The sequence below is a fragment of the Tenacibaculum profundi genome (genome assembly GCF_052050075.1).
Classification (GTDB): Bacteria; Bacteroidota; Bacteroidia; order Flavobacteriales; family Flavobacteriaceae; genus Polaribacter.
On sequence record NZ_CP197225.1, the window covers coordinates 1695953 to 1715165 of the forward strand.

The 19213-nt window shown below is 30.6% G+C and carries 17 protein-coding genes, 2 tRNA genes and 1 pseudogene; all 20 read right to left on the reverse strand.

The genetic code is table 11. From position 1 onward, the window contains the following. Window position 1: 1 nt before the first annotated feature. Window positions 2-166: pseudogene (locus ACSIGE_RS06920) on the reverse strand (DapH/DapD/GlmU-related protein); the annotation flags it as partial. A gap of 356 nt (window positions 167-522) precedes the next feature. Continuing rightward, window positions 523-1635: a glycosyltransferase gene (locus ACSIGE_RS06925; protein WP_440882037.1), complete on the reverse strand. Its 1113-nt coding sequence runs from the start codon at window positions 1633-1635 to the stop codon at window positions 523-525. Window positions 1636-1655: 20 nt separating this feature from the next. After that, a complete protein-coding gene (locus ACSIGE_RS06930; RefSeq protein ID WP_440882038.1) occupies window positions 1656-2822 on the reverse strand; it encodes a glycosyltransferase family 4 protein in 1167 nt (388 codons plus the stop codon). Between the two features lie 1340 nt (window positions 2823-4162). Further along, on the reverse strand, window positions 4163-5308 hold the full coding sequence (locus ACSIGE_RS06935) for a polysaccharide pyruvyl transferase family protein (RefSeq protein WP_440882039.1): 1146 nt from the start codon (window positions 5306-5308) through the stop codon (window positions 4163-4165). Between the two features lie 5 nt (window positions 5309-5313). Next, window positions 5314-6654 (reverse strand): oligosaccharide flippase family protein, encoded by a 1341-nt coding sequence (locus ACSIGE_RS06940; protein WP_440882040.1) that lies wholly within the window; start codon window positions 6652-6654, stop codon window positions 5314-5316. 1 nt (window position 6655) lies between these two features. Continuing rightward, window positions 6656-7885: a UDP-N-acetyl-D-mannosamine dehydrogenase gene (gene wecC / locus ACSIGE_RS06945; protein ID WP_440882041.1), complete on the reverse strand. Its 1230-nt coding sequence runs from the start codon at window positions 7883-7885 to the stop codon at window positions 6656-6658. 2 nt (window positions 7886-7887) lie between these two features. After that, window positions 7888-9015, reverse strand: a complete 1128-nt coding sequence (gene wecB, locus ACSIGE_RS06950) for a non-hydrolyzing UDP-N-acetylglucosamine 2-epimerase (protein ID WP_440882042.1) — start codon at window positions 9013-9015, stop codon at window positions 7888-7890. After that, the gene (locus tag ACSIGE_RS06955) at window positions 9012-10334 is read right to left on the reverse strand and encodes a UDP-glucose dehydrogenase family protein (RefSeq protein ID WP_440882043.1); all 1323 of its coding nucleotides are present in this window, start codon (window positions 10332-10334) and stop codon (window positions 9012-9014) included. Before ACSIGE_RS06955 ends, wecB begins: the two co-directional genes overlap by 4 nt. A gap of 90 nt (window positions 10335-10424) precedes the next feature. Then, a complete protein-coding gene (locus ACSIGE_RS06960; protein WP_440882044.1) occupies window positions 10425-10853 on the reverse strand; it encodes an adenylyltransferase/cytidyltransferase family protein in 429 nt (142 codons plus the stop codon). A 92-nt stretch (window positions 10854-10945) separates the two neighbouring features. Further along, the gene (locus ACSIGE_RS06965) at window positions 10946-11881 is read right to left on the reverse strand and encodes a Gfo/Idh/MocA family protein (RefSeq protein WP_440882045.1); all 936 of its coding nucleotides are present in this window, start codon (window positions 11879-11881) and stop codon (window positions 10946-10948) included. A 186-nt stretch (window positions 11882-12067) separates the two neighbouring features. Continuing rightward, window positions 12068-13345, reverse strand: a complete 1278-nt coding sequence (locus tag ACSIGE_RS06970; protein WP_440882046.1) for a nucleotide sugar dehydrogenase — start codon at window positions 13343-13345, stop codon at window positions 12068-12070. Between the two features lie 159 nt (window positions 13346-13504). Continuing rightward, window positions 13505-13741, reverse strand: a complete 237-nt coding sequence (locus ACSIGE_RS06975; protein WP_440882047.1) for a GIY-YIG nuclease family protein — start codon at window positions 13739-13741, stop codon at window positions 13505-13507. A gap of 39 nt (window positions 13742-13780) precedes the next feature. Then, window positions 13781-14104, reverse strand: a complete 324-nt coding sequence (locus tag ACSIGE_RS06980) for a GIY-YIG nuclease family protein (protein WP_440882048.1) — start codon at window positions 14102-14104, stop codon at window positions 13781-13783. 48 nt (window positions 14105-14152) lie between these two features. Continuing rightward, a tRNA-Val gene (locus tag ACSIGE_RS06985) sits at window positions 14153-14227 on the reverse strand. Window positions 14228-14259: 32 nt separating this feature from the next. Further along, window positions 14260-14334, reverse strand: a tRNA-Val gene (locus tag ACSIGE_RS06990). 138 nt (window positions 14335-14472) lie between these two features. After that, window positions 14473-15681, reverse strand: a complete 1209-nt coding sequence (locus ACSIGE_RS06995) for a bifunctional folylpolyglutamate synthase/dihydrofolate synthase (RefSeq protein WP_440882049.1) — start codon at window positions 15679-15681, stop codon at window positions 14473-14475. 23 nt (window positions 15682-15704) lie between these two features. Next, the gene (locus ACSIGE_RS07000) at window positions 15705-16523 is read right to left on the reverse strand and encodes an energy transducer TonB (RefSeq protein ID WP_440882050.1); all 819 of its coding nucleotides are present in this window, start codon (window positions 16521-16523) and stop codon (window positions 15705-15707) included. A gap of 4 nt (window positions 16524-16527) precedes the next feature. Further along, on the reverse strand, window positions 16528-16920 hold the full coding sequence (locus tag ACSIGE_RS07005) for an ExbD/TolR family protein (RefSeq protein WP_440882051.1): 393 nt from the start codon (window positions 16918-16920) through the stop codon (window positions 16528-16530). Between the two features lie 2 nt (window positions 16921-16922). Then, entirely contained in the window at window positions 16923-17609 is a 687-nt protein-coding gene (locus ACSIGE_RS07010; protein ID WP_440882052.1) for a MotA/TolQ/ExbB proton channel family protein, read from the reverse strand. Window positions 17610-17731: 122 nt separating this feature from the next. Next, on the reverse strand, window positions 17732-19204 hold the full coding sequence (gene nhaB, locus ACSIGE_RS07015; RefSeq protein WP_440882053.1) for a sodium/proton antiporter NhaB: 1473 nt from the start codon (window positions 19202-19204) through the stop codon (window positions 17732-17734). Between the last annotated feature and the right edge of the window lie 9 nt (window positions 19205-19213).

A 19213-nucleotide genomic window follows, 5' to 3' on the forward strand; every position in this document is an offset into this window, starting at 1 on the left:
TCTAATTCCTTTTTTTAATTACTTTCGCTGGAATTCCTCCAACTATGGTAAATGGTTCAACATCCTTAGTTATTACAGATCCAGCTGCTACTACTGCACCTTCTCCTATTCTAGTACCTGCTAAAATGATACAGTTAGATCCAATCCACACATCATTTGCTATTATAACTTTTTTCTTTATGTGTCCTGATTCAAATATCCTTCCTCTGTTTTCAGGAATAACGTGATTTGCTGATAAAATATTGGTTCCATAGCCCACTAAAGTTCTATCTCCAATTTCAACCCCCCCCGTTGTAGTTATAAGAACTCCCCAGGCCAAATCTACATTATTCCCCAATTTAAGGTTAATGCATGGATTAATTTTAATGCCAGGATAATAAGTAATTCCTTTCCCTATTTCAGCCCCTTGAATTCTCATATAATTACTCTTAACAAAAGTAAAAACACGATGCCTTGGTAAAGCGAATACTATCGAAGAAATTAATTCATAAGTACAAACTAGAAAGTTTTTAATACTCTTTTTCATTCTACTTCTTTTAAAAAATCTAACTGTAAATCAACCTTTTCTTCAGGATTTGGGTACAACTTCAAAACTTTTTTCGCATTCTCTTTTATCGCTTTTTGTAAATTTGGATCTTTTCTATAACTAATTATTTTTTCAGCTATTTTAACAGCATTTATTCGGTCAACATAAATTGCCGCATCCCCACAAATCGCCCTTGACCATTCTTCATCTGATATAAATAGAGGTTTCTTAAGACACCAAGATTCTATGATGTTATTACTAAAGCTTTCTAATAAACTGAAAAGTGCTACTGCATTTATTTCTTTAAATAATAGTGGAACCTCTTCAGGTTTAACAGATCCTATAAATTTAATTTTCTCTTTAACAGAAAACTTTTTTGCTACTTCTTTTAACTTCAAAGATTCAGGATGATCCTCTGGAACTGTTATTATAAAATCAATATCTTTACACTCCAACTTTGATAATTCACTTAAAACATAAGGAACAATTTCAATATTCTTATTTTTATGCCATCCAGTTAACATTAAAAAATTAAACTTAGAACTATCAATCTTTTTTAATTTTTCCTCAAAAATTTCGCTAATCTCTATACTTGGATAAGCAGATATTGAAGGTAATATCAATTTAGTTCGTTCCATAGGATAGTTAAATAAGTTTACCGCTCTCCTAAGCATAGACTCATTTTCAAAGACTATATAATCTGATTTTAATGTCGATGTTAAACGATACTTATCAATTAATTTGAGTTTTAATAGTTCAAAACCTGAATAGCCTTGCCAAAATTTAATTTCAGGAAAAAAGAGATTTGAATATGCACAACCAGTAACTGATTTTACTCCCCTATAATTCAATCCTGGACCAAACATCGTATAAATGATATTAATATTATTCTTTTTAATAATTCTTCCTAGTTTAAACAATTGAAAACTTAATCGTTTTAATAATCCTTTTTTTACAGCATACATATTTTCATATTGTTTATTCTGTAAAACCTTATGAATATACGTGTCTTTTGTAACTAGGAAAAAAGCTAAAACATCTTTTTTTTTTAAAAGCTGAATTACAAAATTTGAAGCAACTTGTTGTCCTCCCCCACTTTTAATTGGCATTAAATTGATTAAAACCTTCACTAATTGATAAATTTAATTATTTTGTCGAACCAAACTCCAGATGAATAATTTTCTATAACCTTCTGTCTAGAATTAGATATAATTTTCTGATATTTTTCTTCATTCTTTTCTAATTCTAAAATTGAATCAGCTATTTGAATCGGTTCTCTTGGCTCAACTAGAATTCCATCTTCATTATTCACAATAGTATCTGCTAAACCTCCAATATTACTAGCTATAACAGGAGTACCAATATACATAGACTCTAACATTGTTAATGATGTTGCTTCTATATAATTACCAACAGGAATTGAAGGAATAATACTCAAAGAAGCATTATTTATTAATTCTAAAGCTTCTTTATTGTCTACCCTACCTTTTAAAATTACGATTCCTTTTTCTATTTCTATTTTAAATTTCTTTTCAAGATCCTCTCTTAATGGACCATCACCGATCACAATAATTTTTTTGAATTTATTATTCTTTGAATTATTGTAATAATTCAAGAAGCCTTCAATCCCATACTCAACACCATTTTTTTTATGCAAGTGTCTTGCTATAATTATAAAATCTTCATTATGATTTTTTCTTTTATTAACAACATTATCTAATTGTAAGATATTAACTGCATTACTAACTACAACACCTTTAAAATCATTTTTTAAATCATACATACCTTGCTCTATATTTAATTGTAAGTCGTCAACTCCTATAACACCATCTACTAGTTTTGATATAGATACATCAAGGAATTTTGAAAAACCAAATAAATCTTTGTTATTTTTATTAGTAATCAAAAATTGTTCACTAAAAGGTGCATGTAAAACTTGATAAACTTCTGTTTCCTTTAATAAGGAAAACTTCACCAATATTCCTGCTAAAGATGAAAATTTGTCATGAGAAATTATTTTTAGGCTTTTAATATCTTGCTTTTTAATTTCAGCTTTCAATTTAGAGTATAATAAATATGCCCTAAAAATTAATACCAGAGGCGAAAAAGGCGTCTTCTTTAAAACAAAATCTATTATCTTATAAAATATTTTTTCAGTTTTGTTAAAACCTAAAATTAAATTAAAATCGAATTTACTTTTCGTAAATTCATAATTCATAACAGACAAATGAGTTCCGACACCTCCACTTTCAAATGTGGAATGTGTTGTAACTATGAACACTTTCTTTTTTACCATATATTATATAAAATTACTAAAACAAACATTGTGATACTTATTGTATTATTTCTTTTTAAAAGTATTTTTCTATTTTTATGAAACTCAAAAGAACAAATAAGTGAATATAAAATTAAGAACATAGTTTTATGCCTTGGTACAAGGCTTACAAAAGAAATCGAATATAAGTATAAAAATAATATCACAAAAATACTCCAAAAGTCAATGTCTGAATTTATATACTCTTTGATATTAAGAATAAATCTTGGAAAATAAATTATTAAAAACACTAAACTAATTATTGATAAAATAAACTCCCCATAAGCTTTATAATTATTTAAATATAGTATTTCATATTTAAAACTCACTCTTTTATTTACTTGATTAAACTTTTGATATTTTAAAGGAGATAATAATGTAACTATTGGTAAAAATGTAATTTGAACTAAAAAATTACTTTTAATAACCTTATAAGTAACCTGATTTTCAACATCATTACTTAACATAATATCTCTCCTTTGATTCACCATTTCGATGAGAGTAATCCCTTTAGCTGATGCATTAGAAAATCTACTTAAATAAGGACTAATAAATATAAACAAAAACGAAAACAAAGGTATTAGAGAAATCAATAAAATACTTCTAATATATTTATGATAAATTGTCTTTGTACCAAAAATTATATTTCTATTAGTAAATATGATTATAGTTAGTAAAAATAAAAAGGTATTAGCCCCTCTTATTAAAAAGCTTAAACAAACACATATTATAAAAAACACAAATCTTCTATTCAATAAAAATTGTAAACCTAATATTAAAAGAAAATAAAGCGTTAAATCTCTATATAAATGGATAAAACTTGTTTGAATAATTACATTAAAAATTAAAATTGTTGAATAAATTTTAAATTTTATTTTTCTATTAGAGAATACTTTCTTGAAAACCTTAAACGATTTTTCAATAAATTTTTCGTACAAAACCCAAGTAAAGAAATATAAAAGAAATACTTTATCCTTTAAATTTAAAGAGAATAAATCCAAAAAATTAAATATTTTATGAATTAAAAAGGAATAAAATTCTTTGAATGAAGGATTATTTAATGCTAAATCGATAAATAAACTATCATCTCCATGGGGTGACATTATGCTATTATAATTGTAATTATAAGTTAGTAGATAACATCCTCCTATCAAAATTATAAAAAGTAAATTTAACTTTCTTTGAAAACTATATTTTGTAAAAATTCCTAGAAAAGACATAAAGGCAATCATAATTAAAGATACTCCTAATGCAGTCCCTCCTGTAAAAAAATATAAAAGTAATAGTATAATTAAAATTATAAAAAACATTTACTTATCAAATTAAAAAAACTTATTCAATTGCTTCATCATTTTTGAATTCCTTTCTATCATTTTTCCATTTCTTATTTCAAATTGTTGTTCAAGCTCTTTAATATTTAGACTTAAAAGGATTGTGACTTTTGATAGTAATTCTGTTGAATCGTTTGATATATCGACAGTAGTAATTGCATCAACCTTCTCTTCATTTTCAAAATTTTTCAATTTTTGATCAATATTTATCCCAATGGTAGGAATATTCAATATTGAACCAAATACCATTCCGTGATATCTACTAGTAATAATAATATCATTTTGGTCAATTAATGAAATTACATTATAAATATTCGAACTCCTAGAGTTATATTCAAAGAAATTATCATAATAATTTAGTTGACTTTTGAATTCAAAATCTAATACATCACAAAAACTGATAACATTAATTTCAAACTCATCTTTATATGAATTTAGTTTAATGATAAAATCATTAATCATGTTGATCACATCATCATTAACCTTATTATTATGATACCAATCTCTTAATACAACACATATTCTTTTTTTAGGATGTTTTTTTTCTTCATCTCGATTCTGAGCAATGTGTTTTTTTATGTCGTTTAAAAAATATTGATTAAAACATAAATCAGCTCCTAAGATTGAATTTTTGTAATAATTAAAACTAAATTTATCTCTTAAAATTACTAAACTATTATCTAAATAATCTAAATTAGGAGTTTTTTCAAACGGGCCCAATCCTATACCTAAGAAAACCTTTTTTCTATAAATTAACTCATTCTTATTAATCTTTTTCAAAAGTGAAAAGAATAACTGAGACTTATTTTTGATTAAAAATTTGACTCTTCTTCGAAGATTTCTAAAATTATTATCATTCTTACCTGAAGAACCAATGCTAAAATGCTGATTTCCTCCTCCATAAATCAAAGTATCACAACTTATTTCATATGAATCTGATCGATCAATATATCTTACATCTTTAAATATATCTTTACAGATTTTAGGTATGTATTTTTTATTGTAGCATAGAACACCAATGGTTTTATCTTTCTGATTTTCTTTTAGAAAAAGTAATAACGCTAATAACATAGCGTCATCGCCTAAGTTAGACCCGTAACCGCCAGTGATTAGAATATTTAAATTGATTTTTTTCATACTTTTTAGTTTATATAAAGTATTAGTAATACTATAAAAATTAATAAAACAGAATGTAAATTAATTATAGAATTAAATTTTATTAGGCCCGAAATTATTGAATAAGTAATTAAGTATATTAGATTAATTAAAAAACCTAAAAGAAAAGAAGAAACCAATTTAATAACAATCCCTTGATTATTAAAAATAAAGAAATATGAAACCAAAACTATAACCATCCAAATTAAATTACTAAACAGACTTATTAAAGTTTTTGCTTTTAATGCTATAATTCTAAAAAAACTTGTTTTATATGACATTATTAAAATAATAATGACTGAACTTTTATAAATATAACTAGCCTTATAAATATTACAGTAATCATCTCCTAAATAATTAAAAACAAAATTTTCACATACTAACAAAACAGCACAGGTAATTACTGAAAAAAACAAAGTGAAATTATTGTTTAACTTTTCTTCTCTATCTCCCAAACCTTTCATATTAAGATATGAAATAACGGGGTTACTAACCATAGAAATTAAGAATACAACATATACTTGCAAAGATATCATAAATTGATACAAACCTAATTCCTTAAATCCAACATTTCTAATTGACTCACTTTCAAGATAAATTTTAACTGGTAAGAATATTAATTGTGACACTAAAAGAGGTAAGATGTATTTAAGAATTATTTTAACATATTTTAAATCTATTGATTCAAAGTCGAATGAAACTTTTATTTTTTTAATTCCAAAATAAATCTCTAAAAAAAGGTAATTCAACATGTAGTATATACCCAAACCGATGATCCCTCCATCTACACCTAAATAAACAAATAAACTCCATTGTATTGGGAATGAAATCAAAGCACTAATTATTGTAGTCTTAGATATTTGCTTATAATATTCTAGACCAGAATAAAAACCCGATTTAAAGGTATATAATAGACTAAAGACCAATGGAAAAATCAACAACTTTATCGAACGAGTTAAGTTAGCATCTGATGTAATAAAATTGGATATCGCTGTAGAAAAAAAATAAACTAATAAAGATGTTAAAGTAAGAAACACTAAACATATAAAACTAAGATTACTATAAATCTTTACGAAATCTTTACGTTTCTTAAATCTATTTGAACTATATCGTAGAGCAGCTATCGAAATTGATGAACCAGATAACACCATCATTAACCCTAATAAGTTTCTGTGGTAGGAAAATTCTGAAAATAATGTAGCTCCTAGTATTCTTGTGGCAAGAATAGTAAGTACAAATGCAAAAATGCGTGAAAAGACCATACCCAAAGCAGACCATCCAATATTTTTTATTACTCCATCTTCTAAGGATCTAAAACTAAGTTTCAAATTAAATATAATTTATATGTTTTGAAACAATACCACAAAAATCTAAAACTACCTTGTTCATAGAAATTTCTAAATTCTTGAATTCATTATGAGCAACTAAAAAAGCAATTATATCAGCCTGATTAAATGCTTTTATATAAGAAGTTAACTTAAACACCTTATGTTCTTTTATATTAGGTTCTACAATGAAATACTCTCCATTACTGTCGTTCTGTAACACTTTATTCACAATATATTTTGCTGGTGACTCCCGTAAATCGTCAATATTTGGTTTAAATGCCAATCCCATTAAAGCAACTTTTGGCTTTCGCCCATGTTCTAATTCAAACTGTAATTTCGCATTTTGAATTTTCTCTGCACACCAAAAAGACTTGTAGTTATTAACCTCTCTAGCTGTTCCAATAATTTTAGATTCCATAGGATATTCAGAAACAATGAAATATGGATCCACCGCTATACAATGACCTCCTACCCCACAGCCAGGTTGTAAAATATTAACCCTTGGATGTTTGTTTGCTAAATTAATTAACTCCCAAACATTAATATCAGCCTTATCACAAATTAACGATAACTCATTTGCGAAGGCAATTTGAACATCTCTTGAGGAATTTTCAACTAATTTACACATTTCAGCCGTACGAGCATTGGTTCTATGCAATTCACCTTTTACATATTTACTATAAAATTCTATTGCTTTTTCTGTTGAAACTTCATCAATCCCACCTATAACTCTATCATTATAAACTAATTCATACATGACATTACCAGGAAGAACTCTTTCAGGACAATACGCAATGTATAATTTATCTTTTAACTCAGGTCTCTCCTGATAGATTAAGTCCCTCATCTTCTCAGTAGTCCCTACAGGTGAAGTAGATTCAATAATGTATAAATCCTCTTCTTTTAATAATGGAATAATACCACGTGTTGCTGCTTCAACAAAAGAAATATCTGGTTCATTTTTCCCCTTAAAGGGAGTTGGAACAACAATCAAATAGTTATTCGCTTCCACAGCAATAGTTGATGCTTTCAAATATCCGTCTTCTACAGCTTTCTCAACTGCTTGTTCTAATTCTGGTTCCACAATGTGAATTTCACCCCTATTAATGGTTTCCACAACTTTTGGATTAATGTCAACACCATGGACAGTAACTTTATTTTGCGCTATTAATGCCGCTGTAGGTAATCCAATATACCCTAGACCAATCATTACAACTTCTGGTTTATTCATTTTTATAATGCTTTAATAAAGTTAACTATTTGTCCACATGCTTTACCATTTCCATAAGGGTTATGAAGTTTACTCATTAACAAATAATTCTCTTCTTTATCCAATAACTTTTGAGTTTCTTTTACAATTTTATTCTTATCAGTTCCTACTAATAACACAGTGCCTGCATCGACTGCTTCAGGTCTCTCTGTAGTATCTCTCATTACTAAAACTGGTTTCCCCAAACTAGGAGCTTCTTCTTGAACCCCACCACTATCAGTAATAATTAAGTATGATTGATTCATTAACCAAACAAATGCCGGATAAGATAATGGGTTTATTAGTTTTACATTATCAATATCATTTAACAATTCATAAACTGGCTTCTGTACATTGGGGTTTAAATGCACTGGATAAATAACTTCAACATCTTCATTCGTAATTGCAATTTCTTTTAATGCTTGACAGATGTTTATAAAGCCTTGCCCATGATTTTCTCTTCTGTGTCCAGTAACTAAAACTAGTCTTTTTGAAGTGCTTACAATATTTTTAAGCATTACAACCTCTTCATCAGAATAATTCTTTGAAGTTACTTTTTCCGAACTAAAATGTAATGCATCAATAACTGTGTTACCCGTAACTAATATTGATTCTTCAGAGATATTCTCTCTTAATAAATTACTTTTAGAGGTAATCGTTGGTGAAAAATGGTAATCACATATACTTCCTGCTACACTTCTATTTACTTCTTCTGGAAATGGTGATCTTTTGTTAAAAGTTCGAAGACCTGCTTCAACATGACATACTTTTGCTCCAGAATAAAATGCTGCAATACTTGAGGCCATAGTTGTTGTTGTATCACCATGAACATAAACATAATCTGGCTTAAATTCCTCTAAAATTGTTTTTAATCCTGTTATAATATCCGCAGTTAAACTATATAAATTCTGATTTGGCTTCATCAAATTCAGATCATAATCAGGTGTAATCTCAAAGAAATCTAATACCTGATCTAACATTTCTCTATGTTGTGCAGTAATGCAAACTTTTGTTTCAAAAATGTCTTGATAAATTTGAAATTCCTTAACTAAAGGAGCCATTTTGATGGCCTCTGGACGCGTACCAAAAACTATTAAATTCTTTTTTTTCATTTTCCTATCCTAAAATACTCTATTCCTTTCTCTTCTAGATCGTATGCTATATATTGATTTCTTCCATCAAAAATTACAGGACACTTCAACTGCTTTTTTATTTCTTCAAAATCAGGTGATCTAAACTCCTTCCACTCAGTAAGTAAAATTAAGGCATCAACACCATCTAAAACCTCATACTTGCTTTCAAAATACTCAACTCTTTCCATATCTTTTAGATAAAAATGCCTTGCCTCGTTTATTGCTTTTGGGTCATATGCTTTAATTCTAGCTCCTCTTTTTACCAACTCATTAATCACGTAAATAGATGGAGCTTCTCGCATATCATCAGTTCCTGGCTTAAAAGATAGACCCCAAATTGCAAAAGTCTTTCCAGATAAATCTTCTCCAAATTTCTTAATAACTTTTTCCGCTATTACAAACTTTTGCCTATTATTAACATCTTCAACAGACTGTATCAACTGCGCCTCATAACCATACTCCTCACCGATCCTCTTCAAAGCCTTAACGTCTTTAGGAAAACAAGACCCTCCATAACCAATTCCTGGGTAAATAAAACTGTAACCAATTCGACTATCAGAACCTATTCCCAGTCTCACATTATTGACATCAGCCCCTACTCTCTCACAAATATTGGCTATCTCATTCATAAATGAGATTTTTGTAGCCAACATAGCATTAGCCGCATACTTCGTCATCTCTGCAGAACGCACATCCATAGTTATAAAACGATCATGAGTTCGGAAAAATGGACTATACAGTTGTTTCATTTTCTTGATGGAAAAATCCGTATCCGCTCCAATAACCACTCTGTCCGGTTTCATGAAATCATTTATCGCGTCTCCTTCTTTGAGAAATTCAGGATTCGAAACCACATGAAAATTGAGATTTAGATTCCTCTTATCAAGTTCATTTTGAATACAAGCCTTTACTTTATCTGCAGTGCCAACTGGAACTGTAGACTTATCTACTATTACCAATTCTTGATTCATTTTCATTCCAATTTCTTTAGCAACCGCTAAAACATATTGTAAATCAGCAGAACCATCTTCCCCCATGGGAGTTCCAACCGCTATAAAAACTACTTCAGCATCTTCAATAGCTTCGCTTATGTTAGTTGTAAAAAAAAGATTTTTTTTATCAATATTCTTTACAACCATTTTCTCTAAACCTGGTTCATAAATTGGGATTACCCCTTGATGTATACTATTGATCTTGCTCTTATCAATATCGACACAAGTGACTTTATTCCCCATTTCAGAAAAACATGTTCCTGAAACCAACCCAACATAACCCGCACCAATTACAGCTATATTCATTTTTTTTGATGAAATGTCATTTCCTTTAGATGTTAACTAAGCAAGGTGAGATCTTATTAGTTTCTCAAATGCCAACACAACTAGAGTCTTCTATTTCTTTTCTTTTAAATTTTCTTTATCATGTACTTCTTTTCGCAAACCGCTACTAGAAAAACGATGCTCTCTTTTGTTGAAATATAATTTAATTCCTTTTTTCTCGCAGTAATCTCTTCCTGTAAATTTCTTATTTGCATACTCTTCACCAATAATTCGCACATCAATATGAAACGACTTCAATATATCCTCTAAATCTTGCTCTGTTGCATAAGGTACTATTTCGTCCACATATTTACATCCTTTCAATTGAATGTATCGTTCTACGACTGATTGAACCGGTCTATTTTTGTCTGGTCTGTCTATTGTAGGATCTGTTTGTAACCCACATATTAAATAATCGCAATGACGCTTCGCCTCTTCTAACATTTTAATATGTCCTGCATGCAATAAATCAAATGCACTGAATGTTATGCCTATTTTCATCTGCATATTTTTATTTTTTTACTGATTTGAATAAAATCAAAACTATTTAGTAGGTTTTTTCATTTGCTTTTAACTGGGCAAAGATATATTTTCTATGCTAAAAAAAAATGTTTTTCTCCTAAATTTACCTTAACAGAATTCCTTATTAGCGAAGCTAGTTCTATAGATGGCCTTGCTTCTTGCATTTTAAAGCCTTTTTTAGCCAATACTTTACCGTAGCTTTCCGTATGCAAATCCGTAAAACCATTTGTAAAACTAATTTCCTGTTTATCAACTATCATACTTCTATAAACTGGCATCCCTTTTTTTAAAATAACATCTGGCAGTGTCTTCTTATCAATGGATAAAAACCAACGAACCCTTGCCCTTTCTAACTCCAAATATCCTGCCATTTTATTTTTTTCTTTTACATGAAGGTAACTATCTTTCAATTCTCCAAACAACCATAACAGCATATCAAAAAAATGAATCCCTATATTAATGGCAATCCCTCCTGATTTGGTTTGACTCCCTTTCCATGAATTTTGATACCAATTTCCGCGAGCGGTTATATAGGTAAGATCAACGTTGTACTTTTGCCTTTTATTTTCTTGATTAATTCTTTTTTTCAATTTAATGATACTCGGATGCAATCTTAATTGTAGTATCGTATAAATCGTTCCTGCTGATTCCTTTTCAACAGCCTCCAAAATATCTATATTCGATGGATTTAAGGTCAATGGTTTCTCACATATGACGTTTGCACCTGCCCTCAAGGCCATGGAAACATGGTAATCATGTAAATGATTGGGGGAACAAACACTAAAATAATCGATTTTTTTATTTTCATCTCTTTTTAATTGCTCTATGTATTTTATAAATAATTTTTCTTCCGTAAAAAAAAGGGTATCTGGAAAATAACGATCCAGCACTCCAACGCTATCATTTTTATCTAAAGCAACTAGTAGATCATTCCCTGTTTCTTTAATAGCTTTCATATGCCTTGGTGCAACATAACCCGCGGCCCCAACTAATGCAAAATTTTTCATTTTTAAACTCTATTTTTTAAACATGAAGCCATGCCTTTTAAAATTTGATACTATTGACAAAGCACATCAAAACATAACAGAACTAGAATTCGTATTTCTGATTAAAATTCAAGAAAGCCCTTTCAGCTTCACTCGAAATAACACTATTTATCATAAATATAAAAAATAGTTCTATTCCTCCCTACTCTACAATGTTCTATCTTTACATGCTAAAAAGTTTTTAACATCATAAACAACCCCGCCTTTTCTTTTCAGCTTTTCAATTTCAAGTAGTCTAAAATTGTTATGGGAAACAGCTAGGACAATAACATCGTAGTTATTATCCATAGGTTGTTGTATTAAATCTACTTCATAATGTGACTTAACATAAGCTTTGTTTGCTATAGGGTCATAAACATCTGTATTAAGACCAAACATTCTTAATTTCTTATAAATATCTATAACCTTCGTATTCCTTACATCAGGGCAGTTTTCTTTGAAAGTAAAACCGAGAATTAAAGCATTCGCTTTCTTTATATTAATTCCCTTATCTATCAACAACTTAATAACCTCAGAAGCCACATATACCCCCATGCCATCGTTTAACCTTCTTCCTGATAAAATAACTTCTGGATAATAACCGTATTGTTTCGCTTTTTGAGTCAAGTAATAAGGGTCAGTGCCAATACAATACCCCCCAACTAAACCAGGCTTAAATGGTAAAAAATTCCATTTCGTCTCTGCCGCTTCAAGTACTTCATGAGTATCAATATTCATCAAATTAAATATTTTAGCCATTTCGTTTACAAAAGCTATATTAATATCTCTTTGACAGTTTTCCACAATCTTTGCCGCTTCTGCCACTTTAATTGACGATACTAACTGTGTTCCTTTTTTCAGAACCGATCGATATAAGTTGTCAATTTTTGATGCAGTTTCTTTAGTAGAACCTGATGTAATCTTCAAAATATTTTCAAGGGTCCTTGTCTTCACTCCAGGACTAACTCTCTCTGGAGAATACCCTACATAAAAATCTCTATTATATTTTAAATTTGACGATCTTTCTAAAATAGGAACGCAAACTTCCTCTGTAGCTCCTGGATACACAGTAGATTCATATATTACGATATCTTCTTTTTTCAAACATTTACCTAAAACTTTACTAGCTTCCAATAACGAATTCAATACGGGTTGATTCTTTTCATCAACACAGGTAGGCACAGCCACTATATAATAATTACACCTCTTTAACTCAGAAAAACTAGTAGTTAAAAATAAACCTTGTTCACCATTCAAACCTTCAACAACAACTTCAAACAATAATTTTCCATCTACTTCTAAAGTAGTATCTACACCGTTTTTTAATTCATTAATTCTTTCTTCTTTAATATCATACCCTATTACTTTATACTTAGTAGCGAAAAGACATGCCAAAGGGAGGCCTACATAACCCAGCCCCACAATACCTATAATTGGTTTACTCATTCAATATGTTTAAATAAACTAATTTACAAAAACAGCTTTGTAATTTTAAGGAAACACGCTACTTTTAAAATGTAATTATGTTGAAATTATTAACAGACAGACTCTTCTTTAAAGAGTAATGAATATTATTGGTATTAATAAAATTAAATTAGCTCTTCATTATAAATGAAAACAGAAATAAAAATCTTTTTCATTTTTTATTTTACGTTCTCGAAAAAGCGCTTCCGATTTAGTCTGAAATTCTTCTTTGTAAACAACGATCCAGTCTTTAGCTTTAGACGTGTATCCTTTATGATTGGACAAATGTTTCTTTAAACGATTTTCGACATCAGAAGTTGAACCGATGTAATAGTTACCCAAATATCTTGAGTATAAAATATAAACGTAGAATTTCATAGCTCTATAAATTAAAAAAGCTACCCACATGGATAGCCTTCATTTCTGTGGGCGCGAAGGGATTCGAACCCCTGACGCTCCCGATGATAATCGGGATGTTCTGAACCAATTGGGGTACCCCTGATTTATCAAACTCGCAATCTTCTTACTACTTTTCCATTTTTTTATTTCACGCTCTCGAAAAAGCGCTTCCGATTTAGTCTGAAATTCTTCTTTGTAAACAACGATCCAGTCTTTAGCTTTAGACGTGTATCCTTTATGATTGGACAAATGTTTTTTTAAACGATTCTCGACATCAGAAGTTGAACCAATGTAATAGTTACCCAGATGTCTTGAGTATAAAATATAAACATAGAATTTCATAGCTCTATAAATTAAAAAAGCTATCCATATGGATAGCTTTTATTTCTGTGGGCGCGAAGGGATTCGAACCCCTGACCCCTTGGGTGTAAACCAAGTGCTCTGAACCAACTGAGCTACGCGCCCTTAATTATTTATACTCACTAAGTATGAGTTTGTGGGCGCGAAGGGATTCGAACCCCTGACCCCTTGGGTGTAAACCAAGTGCTCTGAACCAACTGAGCTACGCGCCCTTATTTTTTATACTCTTTAAGGATAGAGTTATATTTTTTTGCGACTAATAATTAACTTTTCAATAACATTAATTGCTAATTGCGGGTGCAAATATATAATAGTTTTTAGAATCTACAAGACTTTTCATAAAGTTTTTTCTATATAATTTCAGCTACAACAAAAGTACTTCCTCCCACATATGCCAAATCATTTTCTTTTAAATTAATTTTCAAAGACTTATACCCATCATTAACTGAAGAATACGATTCCCCCCTCAATCCATATTTTTTTGCTTTTTCTTTCAGCTTCTCTTCAGAAAGCCCTCTCGGAATGTTAGGCCTACAGAAATAATAGACGGCTTCTTTGGGAAACATTGGTAAAACATTTTCCAATTTTTTATCAGAAACAACCCCCAAGAGTATATGAAGTCGCTTATAATTTTCTTTACTTAGTTGCGCCAATACATAAGACAACCCTTCTTTGTTATGTGCTGTATCACAAATAATTTTAGGTAATCCCTGAAGTATTTGCCACCTTCCCTTTAAATTCGTGTTACGAACTACGTTTAAAAGTCCTTTTTCTATACTTTCTTTAGATATAACATAGTCTTTTAATTCCTTTACAGCCCGCACAGCTGTTCTTGAATTATGAAGTTGATAATCTCCTAACAAATCTGTTGAATAAACCTCATGACTATCAGAAGCAAAAACCAATTCTACACCACATTCCTCTGCTTTTCTTTCAAAAACTAGAGTTGTTTCTTTTTGTCTTTCGCCAATTACTACTGGAACAGAATTTTTAATAATCCCAGCTTTTTCACCTGCTATTTCTATTAAAGTTTCTCCCAAGAACTGAGTATGATCCAAGCCTATATTAGTTATTACTGACACTTCAGGAGTAATTATATTTGTAGAATCTAACCTTCCACCCAGCCCCACCTCAACTACAGCTATATCAACATTTTTATTAGCAAATTCATTAAAGGCCATACATACAGTCATTTCAAAAAAGGATAGTCCTTGTCCTTCCAAAAAAGGTTTGTTTTTTACAATGAAGTCTTTTACAGAATCTTTTGATATTTCTTCTCCATTAATACGAATTCTTTCAGTAAAATTTTTCAAATGAGGAGACGTATAAAGTCCCACCTTATAACCAGCTTCTTGAAGTATTGAAGCAATCATATGACTTGTTGAACCCTTACCATTTGTTCCACCAACATGGATGGATTTAAATTTTCGTTCGGGGTTTCCGAGATGCTTGGCTAAAGCTATCGTATTGGTTAAATCTTTTTTAAACGCAGTTTTACCTTGTTTTTGATACATAGGTAACTGTGCAAACATCCAATCAAGTGTTTCTTGGTACGTCATTTACTGTAAAATATTTGTCTAACTTACTGTGAAAGTGAAAATTGATAAATAATTGTTCCTTTTTGCTTAGAAGGCGCATTGGGATCTGAATTCCATTTGGTTTTTAATGCTGCTTTTTTGGCTGCATCAAATAGGCAAGCTGCTGAATTTGTAGTTCCTCGGGCACCAGGAATAGCTCTGGTGACTTTCCCATTTTTATTAACCTCAATACTAACTACTACTTTTCCTTCCTCTTGACAATTTGGTTTTTCTACAGGTTTAGATAATGCTTTCCTACCTGCCAGATTATAATTACCTCCCGAGCCACTACCTCCTTTTCCGTAATACTTTGATGAATTAGGGTCTCCATTTGCATTACCCTTAGTACCCTCCTTCGCATCATCCCCCTCTCCTCCAGATGAACCATCTTTTGAAGTACCATTTAATAAACTATTCAATGCGTCTGTTGTTGCTTTTGATGGTTTTGGTTTTGACTTTGGTTTATCTTTTTTCGACGGCTTTTTAACTTCTTTTTTTTCTTCTTTACTTTTTTTAACCACCGGTACCTCATCAGTAGTTTCATTCGTTATTACTTCCTCTTCGACTTCCTCTTCCTGAACTTCTTCTTCTACCACATCTTCTTGAAAATCATCAGCAGGCTCTTGGGCGGATGCTTCCTTTGTTTTTTCAACAGGATCTCCTTTACCTACATCCGAATTACCAAAATTAATAGCTACGCCATATTCAATTGGTGGGTCCAAATACTTCATTCCAAAATTAAACACACCATAAAGAAATAAAAACAAAATAATTAATGTTATTACTGCAGATTTTTTCTTGTGTTTAGTATCTAGTATGGCCATAAAATTATTTTCCTTTAACCGCTAAAATCATTTTCAATTTATTCCTATTCGCGATATCAATGACTTTCATTACATTTTTGTATGCTACATTTTGATCTCCTCGAATTACCAAAGTTTTCTTTTTGTTAGGCCCTACCTTTTGAAGTATTGCTCTCTCTAAATTACCTGGTTTTACTTTCGTCTTATCTAGATAAAAAAATGAATTTTTAGTAATCGTAACAGCAATAGAGGTGCTATTTTCTGTTTTACCTCCTGCTTTTGGCAGCAAAACATCAATAGCACTAACGGTAACCAACGTTGATGTTAACATAAAAAATATCAACAACAAAAAAACAATGTCTGTCATCGATGACATATTAAAACTAGGATCTACTTTATTTCTTCCTCTTAAATTCATAACTAAACAGGCTCATTTAAAAGATCCAAAAACTCTACCGACTTAGCCTCCATTTGATAGACTACCTTATCTGTACGAACAACTAAGTGGTTATACGTTATATAAGCGATGATCCCTACAATTAATCCTGCTACTGTTGTCGTCATGGCCGTATATAGACCATCTGAAAGCATTTTTATATCTATTTGACCTCCCGAATTTGCTATTTCATGAATAGCTACAATCATTCCAATAACAGTCCCTAAAAAGCCGATCATAGGCGCAGCTCCTGCTATTGTAGCTAAAACACTTACGTTTTTCTCTAATTGATAAACTTCCAACTTTCCAGCATTTTCAATAGCTTTGTTAATATCCTCTAAAGGTTTTCCTATTCTTGAAATTCCTTTTCCTATAAGCCTTGCTGCTGGCGTAGTTGTATTATCGCAAAGTGATTTTGCACTTTCAAGTTTTCCATTCATAACATGATCTTTGATTTGATTCATGAAATTCTTATCAACTTTAGAGGCTGCTTTAATAGCAAAAAAGCGTTCGAAATAAATATATAGCGCTACAGCTAAAAGTACAAATAATATGGCTATGATTATTTGCCCTCCAATACCACCGTCCATTATCAGATTATAAATTGATAATGTTTTTTCTTGTGATCCCTCTTCAATTATTTCTCCTTTGTCTTGAAAATATGCTATCATTAAAATGAATTTAAGTTTTTATTACTAACGAATGAGTTGTTTTTTAATTGTTTAAAAAAATCCTGAATTTAAACAAATTCAGGATTTAAAATTATGAAATAAAATGTTTGTTTCTTAATATTTTAGATTAATATTATTTTAACCATAATATATCCAACACCACCTAAAACAATTGTATAAGGAAGTGCCATTTTAACCATTTTAGTATATGACAAATTTATTAAAGGAGCCAATGAAGAAGTTAATAGAAACAAGAATGCCGCTTGACCATTAGGTGTTGCTACACTTGGTAAGTTTGTTCCCGTGTTAATTGCAATAGCTAAAGTTTCAAAATGCTCTCTAGATATTTGCCCTGCCTTAAATGCTTCTTGTACCTCTCCAATGTAAACAGTTGCCACAAATACATTGTCGCTAATTGCAGATAGTATTCCATTTGCTAAATAGAATAATCCTGGTTGCGATGAAGGATCTTGTTCCAATGCCCAATGAATTATAGGACTAAATAAGTGCTGATCATGAATCATCGCTACAATAACAAAGAACACCACTAAAAGCCCCGTAAACGGCAGCGCTTCTTCAAAAGCATGACCAAGTTGATGTTCATCGATAATGCCCATAAATGCCGTTTGAACGATAATTAACGCTAACCCTATAAAACCAACTGGCGCAATATGTAGAGCCAGCCCTGCAATTAATAATACAGCAGATACTCCTTGAACAATAAGTCCATATTTTTGCTTGTCTGTTCTCTGTTGATCTTCTTTTTCTGTATACTTTTCAATAATTTCAGCTGCGATTTTAGGAAGCTTTGCCCCAAAACCAAACCATCCTGTTAGCTCTAAAACTACTGTAGTCGCTACACCCAATACAAGAACAGGCATTGTAATAGGAGCCATTTTTAAGAAAAACTGAATAAAATCCCAGCCCATTCTTTCTCCTATCAACAAATTTTGAGGCTCTCCAACGAGCGTACATACGCCTCCCAGAGCCGTACCTACAACACCATGCATAATCAAACTCCTCAAAAAACTTCTAAATTGCTCCAGTGTTTCTCCTGTTAATTCATCTCTATCTAGCGTCCCATCATGATCGTGATCAGAAGAGCTTGAATTTATCTTATGATAAACACCGTAAAACCCTACCGCAACACTAATTAAAACTGCTGTTACTGTTAAAGCATCTAAAAATGCAGACAAAACCGCAGACAAAAGCACAAAGAGTACGGATAAAATTACTTTTGATTTTATTCTAGTAAATACCTTACTAAAAATGTACATCAAAAGTGGCTTCATAAAGTAAATTCCAGCAACCATAAACACCAACAGCAATACAACTTCCAAGTTAGTATCCACTTCATGATACGCATTTTTAGGTGTTGTTAATCCCAAAGCCAAGGCTTCAATGGCCAACAAACCACCCGATTGTAAAGGGTAACATTTTAATGCCATTGCTAGAGTAAAAATAAACTCTCCAATAAAGAGCCAAGCTGTTACGGTCTTTCCTAAAACAAAAAAGGAAAAAATGTTGAAGATTAAAAAGCCAATCATGGTCATTTTAAACCACTTTGGGCTATTCCCTAAAAAATATTTAAACATACTACTTAA

Excerpts from the sequence above, each read along its gene's own strand:
- ACSIGE_RS06975 (WP_440882047.1), bottom strand. The coding sequence starts at position 13,741 with ATGAAATTCTACGTTTATATTTTATACTCAAGATATTTGGGTAACTAT.
- ACSIGE_RS07005 (WP_440882051.1), bottom strand. The coding sequence starts at position 16,920 with ATGAATTTAAGAGGAAGAAATAAAGTAGATCCTAGTTTTAATATGTCA.
- nhaB (WP_440882053.1), bottom strand. The coding sequence starts at position 19,204 with ATGTTTAAATATTTTTTAGGGAATAGCCCAAAGTGGTTTAAAATGACC.
- ACSIGE_RS06960 (WP_440882044.1), bottom strand. The coding sequence starts at position 10,853 with ATGAAAATAGGCATAACATTCAGTGCATTTGATTTATTGCATGCAGGA.
- ACSIGE_RS06965 (WP_440882045.1), bottom strand. The coding sequence starts at position 11,881 with ATGAAAAATTTTGCATTAGTTGGGGCCGCGGGTTATGTTGCACCAAGG.
- ACSIGE_RS06935 (WP_440882039.1), bottom strand. The coding sequence starts at position 5,308 with ATGAAAAAAATCAATTTAAATATTCTAATCACTGGCGGTTACGGGTCT.
- ACSIGE_RS07000 (WP_440882050.1), bottom strand. The coding sequence starts at position 16,523 with ATGGCCATACTAGATACTAAACACAAGAAAAAATCTGCAGTAATAACA.
- ACSIGE_RS06930 (WP_440882038.1), bottom strand. The coding sequence starts at position 2,822 with ATGGTAAAAAAGAAAGTGTTCATAGTTACAACACATTCCACATTTGAA.
- wecC (WP_440882041.1), bottom strand. The coding sequence starts at position 7,885 with ATGAATAAACCAGAAGTTGTAATGATTGGTCTAGGGTATATTGGATTA.
- ACSIGE_RS06980 (WP_440882048.1), bottom strand. The coding sequence starts at position 14,104 with ATGAAATTCTATGTTTATATTTTATACTCAAGACATCTGGGTAACTAT.
- ACSIGE_RS06970 (WP_440882046.1), bottom strand. The coding sequence starts at position 13,345 with ATGAGTAAACCAATTATAGGTATTGTGGGGCTGGGTTATGTAGGCCTC.
- wecB (WP_440882042.1), bottom strand. The coding sequence starts at position 9,015 with ATGAAAAAAAAGAATTTAATAGTTTTTGGTACGCGTCCAGAGGCCATC.
- ACSIGE_RS06955 (WP_440882043.1), bottom strand. The coding sequence starts at position 10,334 with ATGAATATAGCTGTAATTGGTGCGGGTTATGTTGGGTTGGTTTCAGGA.
- ACSIGE_RS07010 (WP_440882052.1), bottom strand. The coding sequence starts at position 17,609 with ATGATAGCATATTTTCAAGACAAAGGAGAAATAATTGAAGAGGGATCA.
- ACSIGE_RS06925 (WP_440882037.1), bottom strand. The coding sequence starts at position 1,635 with ATGCCAATTAAAAGTGGGGGAGGACAACAAGTTGCTTCAAATTTTGTA.
- ACSIGE_RS06995 (WP_440882049.1), bottom strand. The coding sequence starts at position 15,681 with ATGACGTACCAAGAAACACTTGATTGGATGTTTGCACAGTTACCTATG.